The 14,427-nt window shown below is 68.6% G+C and carries 14 protein-coding genes and 1 riboswitch; of the genes, 7 read left to right on the top strand and 7 right to left on the bottom strand.

Annotation, left to right across the window (positions count from 1 at the left end; all coding sequences use genetic code 11):
• Positions 1 to 154 precede the first annotated feature (154 nt).
• The 3 genes from J5X86_RS36070 to J5X86_RS36060 form a co-directional block, all read right to left on the bottom strand.
• Positions 155 to 850, bottom strand: a complete 696-nt coding sequence (locus tag J5X86_RS36070; RefSeq protein WP_208520893.1) for a transglycosylase family protein — start codon at positions 848 to 850, stop codon at positions 155 to 157.
• Positions 851 to 857: 7 nt separating this feature from the next.
• Positions 858 to 1,025: riboswitch (cyclic di-AMP (ydaO/yuaA leader) on the bottom strand.
• Positions 1,026 to 1,280: 255 nt separating this feature from the next.
• Complete coding sequence (locus tag J5X86_RS36065) at positions 1,281 to 2,318, bottom strand: transglycosylase family protein (RefSeq protein ID WP_208520892.1); 1,038 nt, start codon at positions 2,316 to 2,318, stop codon at positions 1,281 to 1,283.
• 146 nt (positions 2,319 to 2,464) lie between these two features.
• A complete protein-coding gene (locus tag J5X86_RS36060; RefSeq protein WP_208520891.1) occupies positions 2,465 to 3,742 on the bottom strand; it encodes a cytochrome P450 in 1,278 nt (425 codons plus the stop codon).
• A 651-nt stretch (positions 3,743 to 4,393) separates the two neighbouring features.
• On the opposite strand from J5X86_RS36060, the gene J5X86_RS36055 reads away from it, so the two are divergent.
• The 7 genes from J5X86_RS36055 to J5X86_RS36025 all read left to right on the top strand — a co-directional run bounded on the left by J5X86_RS36055 (position 4,394) and on the right by J5X86_RS36025 (position 11,147).
• Positions 4,394 to 5,551 (top strand): sensor histidine kinase KdpD, encoded by a 1,158-nt coding sequence (locus tag J5X86_RS36055; protein WP_208520890.1) that lies wholly within the window; start codon positions 4,394 to 4,396, stop codon positions 5,549 to 5,551.
• Positions 5,548 to 5,949, top strand: a complete 402-nt coding sequence (locus tag J5X86_RS36050) for a roadblock/LC7 domain-containing protein (RefSeq protein ID WP_014061271.1) — start codon at positions 5,548 to 5,550, stop codon at positions 5,947 to 5,949. The genes J5X86_RS36055 and J5X86_RS36050 overlap by 4 nt, the downstream gene beginning before the upstream one ends.
• Entirely contained in the window at positions 5,946 to 6,317 is a 372-nt protein-coding gene (locus J5X86_RS36045) for a DUF742 domain-containing protein (protein WP_014061272.1), read from the top strand. Before J5X86_RS36050 ends, J5X86_RS36045 begins: the two co-directional genes overlap by 4 nt.
• Positions 6,292 to 6,882 (top strand): ATP/GTP-binding protein, encoded by a 591-nt coding sequence (locus tag J5X86_RS36040; RefSeq protein ID WP_208520889.1) that lies wholly within the window; start codon positions 6,292 to 6,294, stop codon positions 6,880 to 6,882. Before J5X86_RS36045 ends, J5X86_RS36040 begins: the two co-directional genes overlap by 26 nt.
• A 9-nt stretch (positions 6,883 to 6,891) precedes the next feature.
• The gene (locus J5X86_RS36035) at positions 6,892 to 8,238 is read left to right on the top strand and encodes a cytochrome P450 (protein ID WP_208520888.1); all 1,347 of its coding nucleotides are present in this window, start codon (positions 6,892 to 6,894) and stop codon (positions 8,236 to 8,238) included.
• A gap of 342 nt (positions 8,239 to 8,580) precedes the next feature.
• The gene (locus J5X86_RS36030) at positions 8,581 to 9,726 is read left to right on the top strand and encodes a tryptophan dimethylallyltransferase family protein (protein WP_208520887.1); all 1,146 of its coding nucleotides are present in this window, start codon (positions 8,581 to 8,583) and stop codon (positions 9,724 to 9,726) included.
• A 47-nt stretch (positions 9,727 to 9,773) separates the two neighbouring features.
• On the top strand, positions 9,774 to 11,147 hold the full coding sequence (locus tag J5X86_RS36025; RefSeq protein ID WP_078641891.1) for a tryptophanase: 1,374 nt from the start codon (positions 9,774 to 9,776) through the stop codon (positions 11,145 to 11,147).
• Between the two features lie 210 nt (positions 11,148 to 11,357).
• Here J5X86_RS36025 and J5X86_RS36020 read toward each other — a convergent pair whose 3' ends face one another.
• The 4 genes from J5X86_RS36020 to J5X86_RS36005 all read right to left on the bottom strand — a co-directional run bounded on the left by J5X86_RS36020 (position 11,358) and on the right by J5X86_RS36005 (position 14,353).
• The gene (locus J5X86_RS36020; protein WP_208520886.1) at positions 11,358 to 11,741 is read right to left on the bottom strand and encodes a DUF6479 family protein; all 384 of its coding nucleotides are present in this window, start codon (positions 11,739 to 11,741) and stop codon (positions 11,358 to 11,360) included.
• 120 nt (positions 11,742 to 11,861) lie between these two features.
• Positions 11,862 to 12,920 carry a nucleoside triphosphate pyrophosphohydrolase gene (locus J5X86_RS36015; RefSeq protein WP_243982352.1) on the bottom strand — a complete coding sequence of 353 codons (1,059 nt, stop codon included), beginning with the start codon at positions 12,918 to 12,920 and terminating at the stop codon, positions 11,862 to 11,864.
• On the bottom strand, positions 12,881 to 13,498 hold the full coding sequence (locus tag J5X86_RS36010) for a SurA N-terminal domain-containing protein (protein ID WP_208520884.1): 618 nt from the start codon (positions 13,496 to 13,498) through the stop codon (positions 12,881 to 12,883). Before J5X86_RS36010 ends, J5X86_RS36015 begins: the two co-directional genes overlap by 40 nt.
• Before the next feature lie 144 nt (positions 13,499 to 13,642).
• Positions 13,643 to 14,353, bottom strand: coding sequence for an HNH endonuclease family protein (locus tag J5X86_RS36005; protein ID WP_243982351.1), 711 nt, complete (start codon positions 14,351 to 14,353; stop codon positions 13,643 to 13,645).
• Between the last annotated feature and the right edge of the window lie 74 nt (positions 14,354 to 14,427).

Raw genomic sequence — 14,427 nt, 5'->3', positions numbered from 1 at the left:
CAAAAAGCCAGATTCCGAATCACATATCCAGATTTCTGGTGAATCGGGCAATGAGGGAGCCCCGATGGGGCGCGCCATAGAGGCGGCACGCCCGACCGGGGCTCGTCTCAGGGGTTCTCGCGCGGCGGCCTCAGGCCGCGGCTGCGACCGTGACTCAGCCGAGGTGCAGCTTCTGGCCCGGGTAGATCAGGTCGGCCTTCTCCACGATGTCGTCGTTCAGCTTGAAGAGCTTCTTCCAGCCGCCCTTGACGTGGTGCTCCTTGGCGATCTTGCCGAGAGTGTCGCCGGACTTGACCTTGTACTCGCCGTCACCCTTCTTGATCGGGCCGCGGGGCTGCTCACGCGTGGCGCGCTCGGGCGCGGTGTGCGGCTGGGCCTTCGGCTGGGCAGGCTGGGCGGCCGGAGCCGACTTGGTGGAGGCCGACGGCTGGTCCTGCGAACCGGAGGGCGCGGACGGCGCGGAGGGCGCGGACGGGCTGCCGCCGGAGGTCAGACCCTTGCCGCAGACCGGCCAGGCGCCCTTGCCCTGGCTGCCGAGGACCTTCTCGGCTATCTGGATCTGCTGGCTCTTGCTGGCCTTGTCCGCGGTGGGCGCGTAGGCGGTGCCGCCGTACGCGGCCCAGGTGGAGCTCGAGAACTGCAGGCCGCCGTAGTAGCCGTTGCCGGTGTTGATCGACCAGTTGCCACCGGCCTCGCACTGCGCGACCTGGTCCCACTGGGAGCTGGTGGCGGCGGAGGCGGAGGTCGCCCCGATGAGGGGCGCCGCCACGGCGGCACCGGCGAGACCGGTGAGCGCGGCGATACGGGTGGCCTTGGAGGGACGGCGGTGCTTCCCGTTGGACTTCAGCATCGTTGGTTCGTTTCCTCACCGACGCCTACGAGGTGAGCTGTCGGGTTCGGACGTGAGTTGCCCGGCCGGTCGCGATGATCGCTCCCGGCTTCACCCCTAGCCGACGAGCCCGTGTCCACAGGCCACTCGGCACCTACCTTGGGTCCCCCGCTCCTGCCTTCGGCGCTGACGCGTCGGATTCCCCCCGACCGCCGGCAGGATTCGGCGTGACGATCGACGGTGCCCGCGGTGGCGAGCGGAAAGACGTTAAACACACCTCCCGAGAACGTTCAAACACCCCAATGGCAGCGAATGGGGCTGTAATTGATCTCACCCGGCCCACATCGGCGCAGGTAGGGCCGGGTGAGGAGAGAACGGACACGAGGTGCGCCCCGGAAATTGTGACGAGATGTATGTCTCACCGGAACCAGATCGGGCAATTCCCCCCGAATCACTGCTCCCTGATGGCGAGGTCAAGTCGCTGACCAGGGATGATCAGGTCGGGGTCGATTCCGATGAGGTCCTCGTTGCTCTCGTAGAGCCCTTCCCAACCTCGGGACACATTCCGGTCCTCGGCGATGCCTGACAGATTGTCACCGGGGCGAACGGTGTAATCGTCGTCCGTGGGGCTCTGGTCGCGGTCCGCGGCGTCGCGCGAGGCGTGGCGTCCGGAGGGCTGCCCGTCCGCCGAATCGCCGTCCTCGGCCCGCTCCCCGGCATCCGGGGAGCCGCGGTGGCGGCCGGAGGGCGAGGGGTCGGCGGAGGGATCCGCCGAGGATCCCTTCGAGCCGTCCGACGCCGAGTCGTCCGAGCCGTCCGAGGCCGGGTCGTCCGAGGCCGAACCGTCCGACGTCGGGGTGTCCGAGGCCGAACCGTCCGACGTCGGGGTGTCCGATGCCGAGCCGTCCAGTCCGTCGGGGGACTTGGAAGTGTGGGGGGCCTCCGGCTTCTCGGTCGATCCGGACGAATCCGGCTTACCGGCGCCGTCGGACGTCCCCGAACGGTCCGACTCCGGGGAGGAGGAGCCGTCCCGCTCCCGGTCCCCCGCCTCGCCCCGGCCCGCCCCCGGGTCCCGGGTGGCCGTGCCACCGGGGTCCACATCGGGGGCGCCGGAGCCGTCGGTGAGCCCCGCACCCAGCGCACAGCTCGGCCAGGCGTCGGGACCGCGGTCGCCGAGGATCGACTCGGCGACGGATATCTGCTGGGAGCGGCTGGCCAGGTCGGGGCGCGGGGCGTACTCCGTACCGCCGTAGTCCTTCCACATGTCGAGGGTGAGCTGCAGTCCGCCGTAGAAGCCGTTGCCCTCGTTGGCGCTCCACATACCGCCGCTCTCGCACTCGGCGACCTGATCCCAGGTGGCGGTCTGGGCGGCCTGTGCGCCGGACGCCCCGAAGAGGGGCAGGGCGATGCTCGCTCCCGTGACCCCCGCCGCGACGATGATGGCCGGAGCCTGACGGGGGCGACGGTGTCGACCATTACCGGAACGCATGCGATTGCCCTCTCTATGGCGAACTCGGTTGCCGGTGAACATAGCGAGGGCACTCGATCATCACAAGTCGATGTATCCCAGGTCACGCCACGGTCACACGACTGATCATTCGTCACCAATGTCCGTACGTACGGGGCTTGGCAGCCTCAGCGGTCCGCGGAATTCCAGGTCACCGGGAGCGTGCGCAGCCCGCGCATGATGAGCCCGCCGCGCCACCGCAGATCCTCCGGCTCCGCCGCGAGCCGCAGTCCGGGCAGGCGCCGCAGCAGGGTGGCGATCGCGGTCTGCGCCTCCAGCCGGGCGAGCGGGGCGCCGAGGCAGTAATGGATGCCATGGCCATAGCCGAGGTGCTGGTTGTCGCGGCGGGTGAGGTCGAGGACATCGGGCGCCGCGAACCGCTCGGGGTCCCGGTCGGCGGCGGCGAGCACCACCAGCACCGGCTCCCCTTCGGCGATGTGCTGCCCGGCGAGGGTGAGCGGCTCGGTCGCGAACCGCCAGGTGGCGATCTCCACAGGCCCGTCGTAGCGCAGCAGCTCCTCGACCCCGGCGGCCAGCAGCCGCTCATCCCCTTCTTCCAGGGCCCGCTGCATGACGGCGCGCTGCTCCGGATGGCGCAGAAGTGCGTAGACGCCGTTGCCGATGAGGTTGACGGTGGTCTCGAAGCCGGCGAACAAGAGGATGAAGGCCATGGCCGCGGCCTCGTTCTCGGTGAGGTGCTCACCGTGGTCACTGGCCCGGATCAGCCCCGAGATCAGGTCCTCCCCGTCCTCTCCTTCCCTCCGCTCCACGAGCTCCAGGCGCTTGCGGTGGATCAGCTCGCCGAGATACGCGCGGATCCGCTTCACGGCGCGGGCCACTCCGCCGCGCGGGCCTCCGCCGTGCCGGATCATCGCGCCGGCCCAGTCCCGGAAGTCGTCCTGGTCCTCGCGCGGCACCCCGAGCAGATCGCAGATCGCATAAATAGGGAGAGGGAAGGCGAACTCATGGATGAGGTCCGCCTCTCCCCTTTCCTCGAAGGCGTCGATGAGCTGATCGGTGAGGGTCTGTACCCGAGGGGTGAACGCGGCCACCCGGCGCGGGGTGAACGCCTTGGAGACCAGGCGCCGCAGCCGGGTGTGATCGGGAGGGTCGATATTGAGCAGATGTGTCATCAGGTCGGCACGCTGTTCGCCGGGAATGCCCACCTTGCCCTTTGCGTGGGCCGCCGCACTGTGCCGCTGGGGGTTCTTGGAGAGCCGGGGATCGGCCAGCGCCTTCCTGGCATCTGCGTAACGGGTCACCAGCCAGGCGTCGACACCGCTGGGCAGCGTGGTCCGGTGCACCGGGGCGTGCTCGCGTAGCCAGGCGTACGCAGGGTAGGGATCGGTGGCGAACTCCCAGGTGAAGAGGGTGGGAGCGGAGCTGTCACGGGGCTGTTCCGACACGCCCCGACGATACCCGTGCGGAGTCGCCCCCTCCGGCCTGTCGGAAGTAACGGGCAACAAGAGAAATAAGTGAATAAGCAGAACAAAGAGAATAAGAGAGTAATGACCGGGATGAATGTCTAGCGGAATTCCCCATTCATCTCCACACACCCTTCACCACCCATGCACAGCGCGGGTCGAATGCCCGGATATCTGATGGCTGCGACCGCCGTTCGGTGGTTGCCCGCGCCGCCCCGATACGAACCCCCGGGACATGCCCTGACGTCGGTCAACGCGGTGAACTGGCGGTGTGGCTGAAAGGACGTCAGGTGAACGAATGGGACTGGGGCACATGCACGGGGCCCAGTGATACCGGTGATACGATCACCGCGCTTGCCAGGCGAGCCAAGGGCGCGTAAGACACACGGCGATCCGGCACATCAGCCGAGAGGATCCCCACTCTGAGGAGCATTATGCCGCCAGTTGGGCATATGGAGCCGTCCCGGCGCACCGATGCCTGTGCGCTGCCGTCGGCAAGACGAGTGCGATGTCCCCGGAACCCGCGGGCGCCGTACGGGCGCTGACTTACCGCTGCTCAGGCACATTCCAGACGCATAACGCACCACACCTCCCTAAAGTCCCTGGCGGTCTAGTCGTTTAAAGAGAGTCTTAATGACGCAATATCTACAGGATCCAGCACTCTGGGCCCTGATCGCTGGCACGCCTCTCGCCGCAACCGCCATTATTCGCGGGCGAAAGGCGCGGGCGAATCTGCGCCAGGAGAAGGCGGAGCTAGAGAAACGCGCGGCCGACCTCGAGAACAATTACGCCGACGCGGTACAGGAGGCGCACAACCGCGCTGAGGAGGCCACCAAGAGCGCGCTGAAGTCTGCTATGCGTACGCTTCAGGGCCTCGCCAACGAGCAGCAGTTGGCCATCTCCAAGACGCAGGACAAATACGGCGAGCATCAGCTTCTCCAGGACCTCCTGGAGATCGACCACATGAACTCGCAGTTCGGGCGGCGTGCGCAGTCCATCGCGGTGCTGTGTGACGGCTGGCTGGGCCGGCAGCGCGCGGTCGCGTCGGTGTACGACGTGGTCCGCAGCGCCAAGGGCCGCATCCGTCACTACACCCGGGTGGAAATCCGCTCACAGAGCAACTTCGCCCTGGTCAGCCGGGCCGTGGAACCGGTCGCGCTGGCGCTGGCCGAGCTTTTGGACAACGCGACCAGTTACTCCGCGCCCGACTCGCCGATCGACATCACCATCCGCACCGTCCCCAAGGGCGTCTGCGTCATCATCGACGACGCCGGTGTCGGTATGAACGAGGAGGAGAAGAACCGGGCGGACAAGCTGCTCTCGGCCACGCACGCCACCGGTGTAACGGGACTCGGCAATCCGCCGCAGTTCGGTTTCGCGGTGATCGGTGTGCTCGCCGCGCGCTACGGCTTCACGGTGTCCGTCGATTCGGCCTCTCCCTACGGTGGTGTACGCGCGGTCGTGCTTCTCCCCGAGGACCTTCTGACCAATATGCCCGAGCCGGAAGAGCAGCCGACGACCCACGTTCCCGCCGAGGCCGAGCAGCCGCAGCCGAGTGGTTCCACCATGACCGGTTCCACCGTCAGCGGTTCGACCGTGAGCGGTGCCACCGCCGGGGGCCTGCCCAAACGTCGCCGTAAGGGCTCGATTTCCATCGTCCCCAGAGCGGACTCCACCAGTGCCCCGGCCCGGACGAGCGAGGAATCCGCATCGATCATGGGCGCGTTCCAGCGCGGCACGCAGTCCGGACGCTCAGCAAACCCGAACAGGGAAGGGCATGATCCTCAGTGAACAACGACCTGTCATGGATGCTTGAGAGCGCCCTGGAAGTACCAGGGGCTCGTCATGCGATCCTGGTCTCCGCCGACGGTCTGCTGATGGCCCGTTCTCAAGAGGTCAAAAAGGACGAGGCCGACACCGTCGCCGCGGCGATGAGCGGCATCCAGTCGCTGAGCCGCACCATGGCCGGCTTCTGCGGTGGCTCCCATATGACATGGCGCCAGACCCTGGTCGAGTTCGACGGTGGCTGGGTCTTCCTCATCTCCGCGGGTGAGGGCGCGTATCTGGCGGTCTCCTCCGCCCCGGATGTCGACATGGCCGACATCACCTTCCGGATGCAGCAGCTTGTCGGGCAGCTCGGCAAGGCGCTGTCCACACCACCTCGCGAAAACACCGGAATTCAGGCATGACGGCACCAGGCGAGCAGGAGCCCCAGTCCGCTCAATTAGTGCGACCGTACGTCATCACGAACGGTCGCGGGCTTCCGGAGAATGACCAGTTCAACCTGATCACGCTGGTCACCGCGTCCGAACAGAGACCCCCCAGTCAGCTCGATCCGGAGAAGCGCAGCCTCTTGGAGCTGTGCGCGGGTGGTTATCTCTCGGTTGCCGAGATAGCGGGGCATATGGGGCTGCCGATCGGCATCGTGAAGGTCCTGCTGTCCGATCTCTCATCGGACGGATACCTCATCACCCGTGCCCCCGCGCCTCCCGCGCAGCTTGTCGACGTTTCGCTCCTTCAGGAGGTGCTGGATGGGCTCCAGGCCCGTTTCGGATGACGACGTCTATCTGAACGAAGCGGTGCAGATCGCGGCCAAGATCCTCGTCGTGGGGCATTTCGCGGTCGGAAAGACGACGTTCATCGGCACCATGTCCGAGATTCCTCCGCTGCGCACCGAGGAGCGGATGACTCAGGCCGGAGCCCACGTCGACGACCTCATGGGCACCCGGGGCAAGACCACGACCACCGTGGCCATGGACTTCGGACGTCTCACGCTGAGCGAGAGACTTGTCCTGTATCTCTTCGGCACGCCCGGACAGGAGCGCTTCGTCCAGGTGTGGGAGGACATGACCCGAGGCGCTCTCGGGGCACTGATCCTCGTCGATCCCGAACGCATCAAGGAATCCTTCCCGGTGATCGACCTGGTGGAGCACTACGGACTTCCCTATGCGATTTCCGTCAATCACTTCGACGGCACGCCGACCCGCCCCGACGCAGAATTGCGCGAGGCGCTCGATCTGCTGCCCGAGACCCCCATCGTCACCTGTGACGCACGTGACGAGAAGTCATCGGCCAATGCCCTGATGGCGCTTGTCCGTTACCTACAGGAACGTACCCGCTAGGAGCACCTGATGAACACGCAATCGGATTTTTCGGCGGTACCGCCACCCGGCTGCCCCGCCCATGGCAGTGGCAAGCGGGTGCCGCTGTACGGGACGGAGTTTGCCGCCGATCCGGGTGCCTATTACACGTATATGCGCTCGTACGGCCCGGCCGCACCGGTCGAGCTCTCCCCGGGTGTCGAGGCCACGCTGATCACGGACTACTCGGCGGCGCTTCAGCTGCTGCAGAACCCCGACACCTTCCGGAAGGACTCGCGCCGCTGGCGCGATTACAACGAGGGCAAGGTCACCCGGGACAATCCGGTCGTCCCGTTGCTGGAATACCGGCCGAACTGCATGTTCACCGATGGCGCCGAGCATATGCGACTGCGTCAGGCGGTGACCGACAGCCTGGCCCGGGTCGATACGCATCGACTGAGCCGCCATGTCGAGCGCGTCGCGGACTACCTGATGGACCAGTTCATCTCCCGCGGCTCGGCCGATCTGCTCAATGACTATGCCAAACTGCTGCCGCTGTTTGTTTTCAATGAGCTCTTCGGATGCCCGGCGGAAATTGGCGACCGGGTCATCTTCGGCATTTCCGGGATCTTCGACGGGATCAATGCGGAGAAGGCGAACGAGGTCCTCGGCCAGAGCGTCAGCGAACTCGTCGCACTGAAGCGCAGGCAGCCCGGGGAAGATGTCACCTCCTGGCTTATGCAGCACCATGCCCAGCTGACCGATGAGGAAATGGTTCACCAGCTGGTGCTGCTGCTGGGCTCCGGCGCCGAGCCCCAGCGGAATCTCATCGCCAACGCGCTTCTCCTGCTGCTCTCCGACGAGCGGTACGCGGGTGCTGGGCTGCTGGTCGAGGACGCCCTCGACGATGTGCTGTGGAACAGCCCGCCGATGTCCAACTACGCCCCCCATTACCCGGTTTCCGACGTGGACTTCGCCGGAACCCGGCTGCGGGCGGGCGATCTGGTGATGGTCTCCATCGCGGCGGCGAACACCGATCCCGCGCTGTCCGCCTCCCGCCAGCAGCTCAGCAAGCGGGCGCACCTCGCCTGGAGCGCGGGTCCGCACGCCTGCCCGGCCAAGGACACCGCTCAGCTCATCGGTGTGGTGGCCATCGAAAAACTGCTCAACCAGCTGCCCGATATTGAACTCGCGGTGCCCGAGTCGAGCCTGACTTGGCGCCCCGGTCCGTTCAACCGCGGGCTGACCGCACTGCCTGCCCGATTCACTCCGATACGTACGGACAAACAGCCCGTTGCACAGCAACAGATCCCAATGGGCGACCATCGCGGCCACGCCCAGAACAAGCAGGAGAAGGGCGGCTTGTGGAGTTCGTTCCTCTCGTGGTGGAGAGCGTGATCCACGCCACATCCGGAACCCATTTCATACCGCATGAATGTTCAACTGAACGGGTAGGCACTATCGCGCAAATTTTGTTGGCCCATTCCTAAGAGGAGCTGTCGTGAGGTCTCCCGCCGCCGACGACACCACTGTCGGTCGACGATCCGCGGTTTCACTCATATCCCGACTGCACCACCCCCGCGGCCAATCGAACACCTACCCTAATTTCGCGGAAGCACACGCGATGGGAGCCGAGATACCCGCCCCTCGGGGCGGGTATCTTCTCGTGGGGCATGACCGCCCGATTACCCCGCCGCACAAACCCAAACAGCCGTTCCTCTCGATTCAGCGGGAGGTTCGATGAACGGTTTCAATTCGAGTGAGGCACTGCTCGGCGACCTCGCCACAGGCCAGCTCACCCGGCTGTGTCAGGTGGCGCGGCTCAGCGAGGCCGATACGGCCGCCTACACAGGGGTACTGATCGAGAGTCTGGGCGCCTCGGCCGGACGGCCGTTGGCGCTGCCACCCCCGTCACGGACCTTTCTGTCCGACGACCACAGCCCCGTGGAGTTCTCCCTGGCCTTTCTGCCGGGCCAGGCTCCGGACCTGCGGGTCCTGGTGGAACCGGGCTGCTCCCGGGGCGACGACCTCGCGGAGAACGGCCGGGCCGGTCTGCAGGCGATCCACGCCATGGCGGACCGCTGGGGGTTCTCGACCGACCAGCTCGACCGGCTCGAGGACCTGTTCTTCCCCCACTCCCCCGAGGGCCCGCTGGCCCTGTGGTGCGCCCTGGAGCTCCGCCCCGGCGGCGTCCCCGGGGTCAAGGTCTACCTCAACCCCTCGGCGAACGGCGCCGGCCGGGCCGCCGAGACCGTACGCGAGGCGCTGGCCAGGCTGGGCCATCGGCAGGCGTTCGACTCGCTGCCCCGGGCGGACGGCTTCCCGTTCTTCGCCCTGGACCTCGGCGACTGGGACGCCCCGCGGGTGAAGGTCTACCTCAAGCACCCCGGTCTGTCCCCCACCGAGGCGGGCTCCCTCCCCCGGATGTCGCCCGCACCGGGCCGGGAGCGGCTGGAGGAGTTCTTCCGCACCGCGGGGGACCTCCCCGCCGCCGACGGCCTCACCGCCGATGAGGACGCCGGCCGGCTCACCGGACGCCCCGCCCTCACCTGCCACTCCTTCACGGAGACGGCGACCGGGCTGCCCAGCGGATACACCCTCCACGTGCCCGTCCGCGACTACGTCCGGCACGACGGCGAGGCGCGCGAGCGGGCGGTCGCCGTGCTGCGCAGCCATGACATGGACAGTACAGCCCTCGACCGGGCGCTGGCCGCCGTGAGCCCGCGCCCCCTCGGCGACGGGGTGGGCCTGATCGCCTACCTGGCGCTGGTCCACGAGCGCGGCCGGCCGCAGCGGGTGACCGTCTACGTCTCCTCCGAGGCGTACCGGACCCGGCCGCCCCGCGAGACGGTCCCCACCCGCGACCGGGTGCGGGCACGGCTGTGACATCCGCCGAGACACGGAACAACGAAAAGACAGGAGCAGCGGTCAGCGTGGAGCCGTACAGGATCAAGGTCGTCGAACCGATACCCTTCACCACCCGGCAGCAGCGCGAAGAGGCGCTGCAGCGTGTGAACTACAACCTCTTCGATCTGCGCGCCGAAGAGGTGACCATCGACCTGCTCACCGACTCGGGCACCGGAGCGCTCTCCGCCGCCCAGCTCGCCGCGGGGATGGCCGGCGACGAGTCCTACTCGGGCTCCCGCTCGTTCTACCGGTTCCACGAGACGGTCACCGAGCTCACCGGTTACGCGCATATCCTCCCCGCCCACCAGGGGCGCGCCGCCGAGCGGGTGCTGTTCACCACCCTGCTGGAGCGCGGCGACCTCGTGCTGTCGAACACCCACTTCGACACCACCCGGGCCAATGTCGAGCTGAACGAGGCCGAGGCGCGCGATCTGCCGTGTCCCGAGGCCAAGAACCTCGACAGCACCGAGCCATTCAAGGGCAATATCGACCTGGAGGCGCTCGCTCAGACGCTGTCCGGGCCCGACGGCTCCCGGGTCGCCGTGGTGGTCATGACCATCACCAACAACGGCGGGGGCGGCCAGCCCGTCTCCATGGACAACCTCAAGCGGACGGCGGCCCTGTGCCGTCAGCACGGCGTCCCGCTCTTCCTGGACGCCGCCCGGTTCGCCGAGAACGCCTGGCTGGTCACCCGCCATGAGGAGGGCTACCGCGACCGCACCCCCCGGCAGGTCGCGGAGGAGGCGTTCCGTCTGGCGGACGGCTGCATGATGAGCGCCAAGAAGGACGGCATCGTCCACATCGGCGGCTTCATCGGCACCAACGACCCGGAGCTCGCCCAGAAGTGCGAGCTGCTCCTCATCGCCACCGAGGGGTTCGCGACCTACGGCGGTCTGGCCGGACGCGACCTCGACATGATGGCGCAGGGGCTGACTGAGGTGACCGAGCCGAGCTACCTCGCCGAGCGCGCCGAGATCGCCTCCCACCTCGCCCATCGGGTCCGCGCCGCGGGCGTGGACATCGTCGAACCGCCGGGCATGCACGCGCTCTACCTCAACGCCGGGCGGTTGCTGCCGCACATCCCGCCGCACCAGTACCCCGGCCACGCCCTGGCCTGCCAGCTCTACCTGGAGGGCGGCATCCGCTCGGCCGAGCTGGGCTCGCTCTACCTCGGTGAGGAGGACGAGCACGGGAACCCGATCAAGAGCGCGCCGTACGAGCTGGTCAGGCTCGCCCTGCCGCGCCGGGTCTACACCCGCAGCCACTACGACCACGTGGGCGAGACGCTCGCGAAGATCGCCAAGAACGCGGACCAGGTGTACGGCTTCCGGATCACCGACCAGTCGCCGATCCTGCGCCACTTCCGCGCCACGCTGGTGCCGGTGCCCATCACGGGCTGACCGCGCCGCACGACAGGGGCACGGCCAAGGGCCCGGCACCGGACACCACCGGTGCCGGGCCCGCGTCATGCGCCCGTATCGCGCGCCCGCGTCATGCGCCCGCGCCGCGGTGGGCGACCCGTACCCCGGCGCCCTGTGGCCGGGTCCCCGGCGCCCCGTGGCCGGGTCCGCGCCTCAGCCCTTGCCGAACGAGCCGCTGCCGCCCTCGGTTCAGGTCGGCCGGCCCTCGGCGCCGCCCTTGCCGGAGTCCCGCGTCCCCGAGCCGCCCAGCTCGGACGGGAACCGGCGGCCACGGTCCCGGTCCAGCTCATCCGGCTCGCGGTGCTGGGTCACATAGCCGACGCTGCCGTCGTCGTCCTGATGCCCCGGGCCGTGGCCCGCCGCCCGTGCCTCGTGGTCGGCCTCCTGGGCCTTCTGCCAGGCACCGGCGCGGGGCTGCGGCTGCTGGGGCGGGACCGGTTCACGGGCCCGTAGCCGTATCCCCCACCACACGGCCCCGAGGCACAGGATGACGACCACCAGACCGACGATGAACGGCCCGGTCCCGATCAACAGGCCCCGGGTCACAGCGAGATCCTCGGTGTACGTATCCATGGCGGCCGGGTACCCGGACCGGCCCGGATATCACTCCGGCCCCATGGGCGTCACGCCCTGCCCGCGTCACCGCGCCGCGTCACCCGCGCCGCGCCCCCGCCCCCGGATCACCGCGCCGCGTCACCGCCCCGCGGAGCCCTCCGCCGCCCGTATCGCGTCACGGTAGGCACGGGCCGCCGCGCGCAGCGCCGCCTCCGGGTCCACGCCGTCCGCCTCGGCGCGCACCGCGAGCGCCAACAGCTCATAACCGACGCCCGCCCCGTCCGGCAGGGCCACGTCGAGGGCGGCCGTACGGGCGCGAGAGGCCAGCTTGGCGGTCAGCGCGAGCGCGGGCTGACCGAGTGGCACCCCTTCGGTGACCGAATCGCGTTGCTTCTCGGCCGCCTTGGTCCGCAGCCAGTGCCTCTGGACGTCCTCGGCGGTCTCGGCGGTCTCGTCGCCGAAGACATGCGGATGGCGGTGGATCAGCTTGTCCACGATGCCGCCCGCCACATCGTCGATCGAGAACGGGTCCTCGGGGTCGTCCTGGGCGATCCGGGCGTGGAAGACGACCTGCAGCAGCACATCGCCGAGCTCCTCCAGCAGCGCCTCGCGGTCGCCCTCCTCGATGGCCTCGACGAGTTCGTACGCCTCCTCGATGCCGTACTTCACCAGCTCCTCGTTGGTCCGGGTGCCGCTCCACGGGCACTCGGCGCGGATCCGGTCCATGACCTGCACCAGATCGAGCAGCCGCGCGCCCGGCAGATCGTAGGAACCGGGCAGCAGCTCCAGGTCCGGCATCGCCTCACGGCCGGATCCGGCCAGCCGCGCCAGCCCGTCGGTCAGCTCGGACTCGCCCTCGGCGGAGGTGAGCACGACGGCCGTGCGGCCGCCCTTGGCCACGCAGTAGTCGACCAGCTCGCGCGCGGCCGGTGAGCCCGGCTCCACCTCGACGCCCGCCTCCCGCAGATACGGGAGCTGCGGATGGCCGGGATCGCCGGAGAGCACCCGGTCCGCGCCGTGCAGCGCCTGCCAGGCGGGCCAGGACAGCAGCCCCGGCGCCACCCGGTGGGTGGTGGTGAGGAGGACGATGCGGCCGGTGGGGGCGGCGGCGTGGGCGGGGACGGGCGAGTCGGCTGCGGTCACCCTTGCAACGTAACTTACGCCTGCTCCGGGGTGCCGCCGGAGGTGCGCAGCCATGCCTCCCTGGCGAGGACGGCGGTGCCCTGGGTGTTGTCCCACTTTCCGTAGCGGGGGTTCACCTTGATGTCGAGCGCCTTGGAGGTCTGGGCGAACACCTCGTTGACCTTGGAGGTGCCCAGTTTGCGCAGCAGGGCGTTGCGCGTGAGGTCCATCCGGACGGCCTCGTCGATCCCGCCGGGCGCGATGCCCTGCTGCAGATACAGGGCGCGCAGGGCGGTGGCCCCGCCGCTCTGCCCCTCGGCGGCGGAGCGGGCGCGCTGGATCTCGCGGCGGGTGAGGCTGATCCCGTTGTCCTTACCGGCCCGCTCGATCACCCGGAACTGGATCATCCGGATCAACGTGTCCTGGCTCAGCCGGCCGCTGCCCGCGACCATTTGAGCCGCCCTCGGATCATGACGCTGCGCCTCCCGGACGGCCTTGACCTGCCCCTGGAGCTCGGACACGGTGATCCGGCCGCCGTCCATGACCGCCGCGGCGCCGGGCCGCGGGGCCTCGCCGCACGCGGTGAGCAGCGGGGCGGAGAGGAGGAGCGCGGACGCGGCGGAGACGGAGAGCGCAGTATGGCGGCGGATCATTGAGCCTCCCGGCAGAGATCGTGCGGCGCGACAAACGATCTGGCGTTGATCGATGGTATGGAGTCGGCGCGGCCTAGGCCACTGCTTGGACAACGATTCACGGCGGTCTTGGTCAGCCTCCGGCCGCCATCGGCCGGTGCGGGCCTAGCGGCCGCCGGAGCGCGCGGGCAGTTTGGCCGTGGGGCAGCCGCCCAACACCCGCTTCATCGCCCCCTTCTCGGCCTCGGTCACCCACAGCCCGTACGCCTTCTTCACGGCCACCTGATGCCCCACATAGGCACAGCGGTACGCCTTGTTGGGCGGCAGCCAGGTCGCCGCGTCGCCGTCTCCCTTACGGCGGTTGGCGGACGCGTCCACGGCGATCAGATTGAGCGGATCGTTGGCGAACGCCAGGCGCTTGTCCCGGTCCCACTTCTGGGCGCCCTTCTGCCAGGCGTCCGACAGCGCGACCACATGGTCGATGTCCACCTTGCTGCGGCCCCGGACGAACCGCACATCGCGGCCGGTGTACGGATCGTCGGTGAGCGTGCCCGAGGCGACCAGGCAGTGGCCGTCGCGGAACCTCACGTCCTTCAGGTCCCGCTTGAGGATGTCATCGCGGGTCCCGCAGCCGTTGTCGTCGGTGTCCACCCACGAGCTGCCGAACTCACTGCGCTCATAACCCGTCTTCGGCGCACGCCCTTTGACTGTGAGCGAGGACACAGCCGCGAGGGCCGATCCGGACGCCGCGGGCCCGCTCGAAGCGCCCCCGCTCTTGCCGCCACCCTTGCCGCCGCCCTGGTCACCGTCCTGGTCACCGGCCTTGCAGCCGCCGACCGCCAACAGCGCGGCCAGCACCGCCACAGAACTCCGCATCGGTATGCGAAACCGTCCCTGCAACCTTCCCGCCCCCTTCGCGTATCTTTTCGCACAGACCGCCCACACGATAA

Source organism: Streptomyces sp. NEAU-YJ-81 (assembly GCF_017592595.1).
GTDB lineage: Bacteria > Actinomycetota > Actinomycetes > Streptomycetales > Streptomycetaceae > Streptomyces > Streptomyces hygroscopicus_B.
The sequence above is the reverse complement of the archived record's forward strand: the minus strand, read 5'-3'. Positions and strand labels throughout refer to the sequence as shown.

Coding starts and splice junctions, on each gene's coding strand:
- J5X86_RS36070 (WP_208520893.1), bottom strand. CDS start 850: ATGCTGAAGTCCAACGGGAAGCACCGCCGTCCCTCCAAGGCCACCCGT.
- J5X86_RS36065 (WP_208520892.1), bottom strand. CDS start 2,318: ATGCGTTCCGGTAATGGTCGACACCGTCGCCCCCGTCAGGCTCCGGCC.
- J5X86_RS36055 (WP_208520890.1), top strand. CDS start 4,394: ATGACGCAATATCTACAGGATCCAGCACTCTGGGCCCTGATCGCTGGC.
- J5X86_RS36045 (WP_014061272.1), top strand. CDS start 5,946: ATGACGGCACCAGGCGAGCAGGAGCCCCAGTCCGCTCAATTAGTGCGA.
- J5X86_RS36040 (WP_208520889.1), top strand. CDS start 6,292: ATGGGCTCCAGGCCCGTTTCGGATGACGACGTCTATCTGAACGAAGCG.
- J5X86_RS36035 (WP_208520888.1), top strand. CDS start 6,892: ATGAACACGCAATCGGATTTTTCGGCGGTACCGCCACCCGGCTGCCCC.
- J5X86_RS36030 (WP_208520887.1), top strand. CDS start 8,581: ATGAACGGTTTCAATTCGAGTGAGGCACTGCTCGGCGACCTCGCCACA.
- J5X86_RS36020 (WP_208520886.1), bottom strand. CDS start 11,741: ATGGATACGTACACCGAGGATCTCGCTGTGACCCGGGGCCTGTTGATC.
- J5X86_RS36015 (WP_243982352.1), bottom strand. CDS start 12,920: ATGGCTGCGCACCTCCGGCGGCACCCCGGAGCAGGCGTAAGTTACGTT.
- J5X86_RS36010 (WP_208520884.1), bottom strand. CDS start 13,498: ATGATCCGCCGCCATACTGCGCTCTCCGTCTCCGCCGCGTCCGCGCTC.
- J5X86_RS36005 (WP_243982351.1), bottom strand. CDS start 14,353: ATGCGGAGTTCTGTGGCGGTGCTGGCCGCGCTGTTGGCGGTCGGCGGC.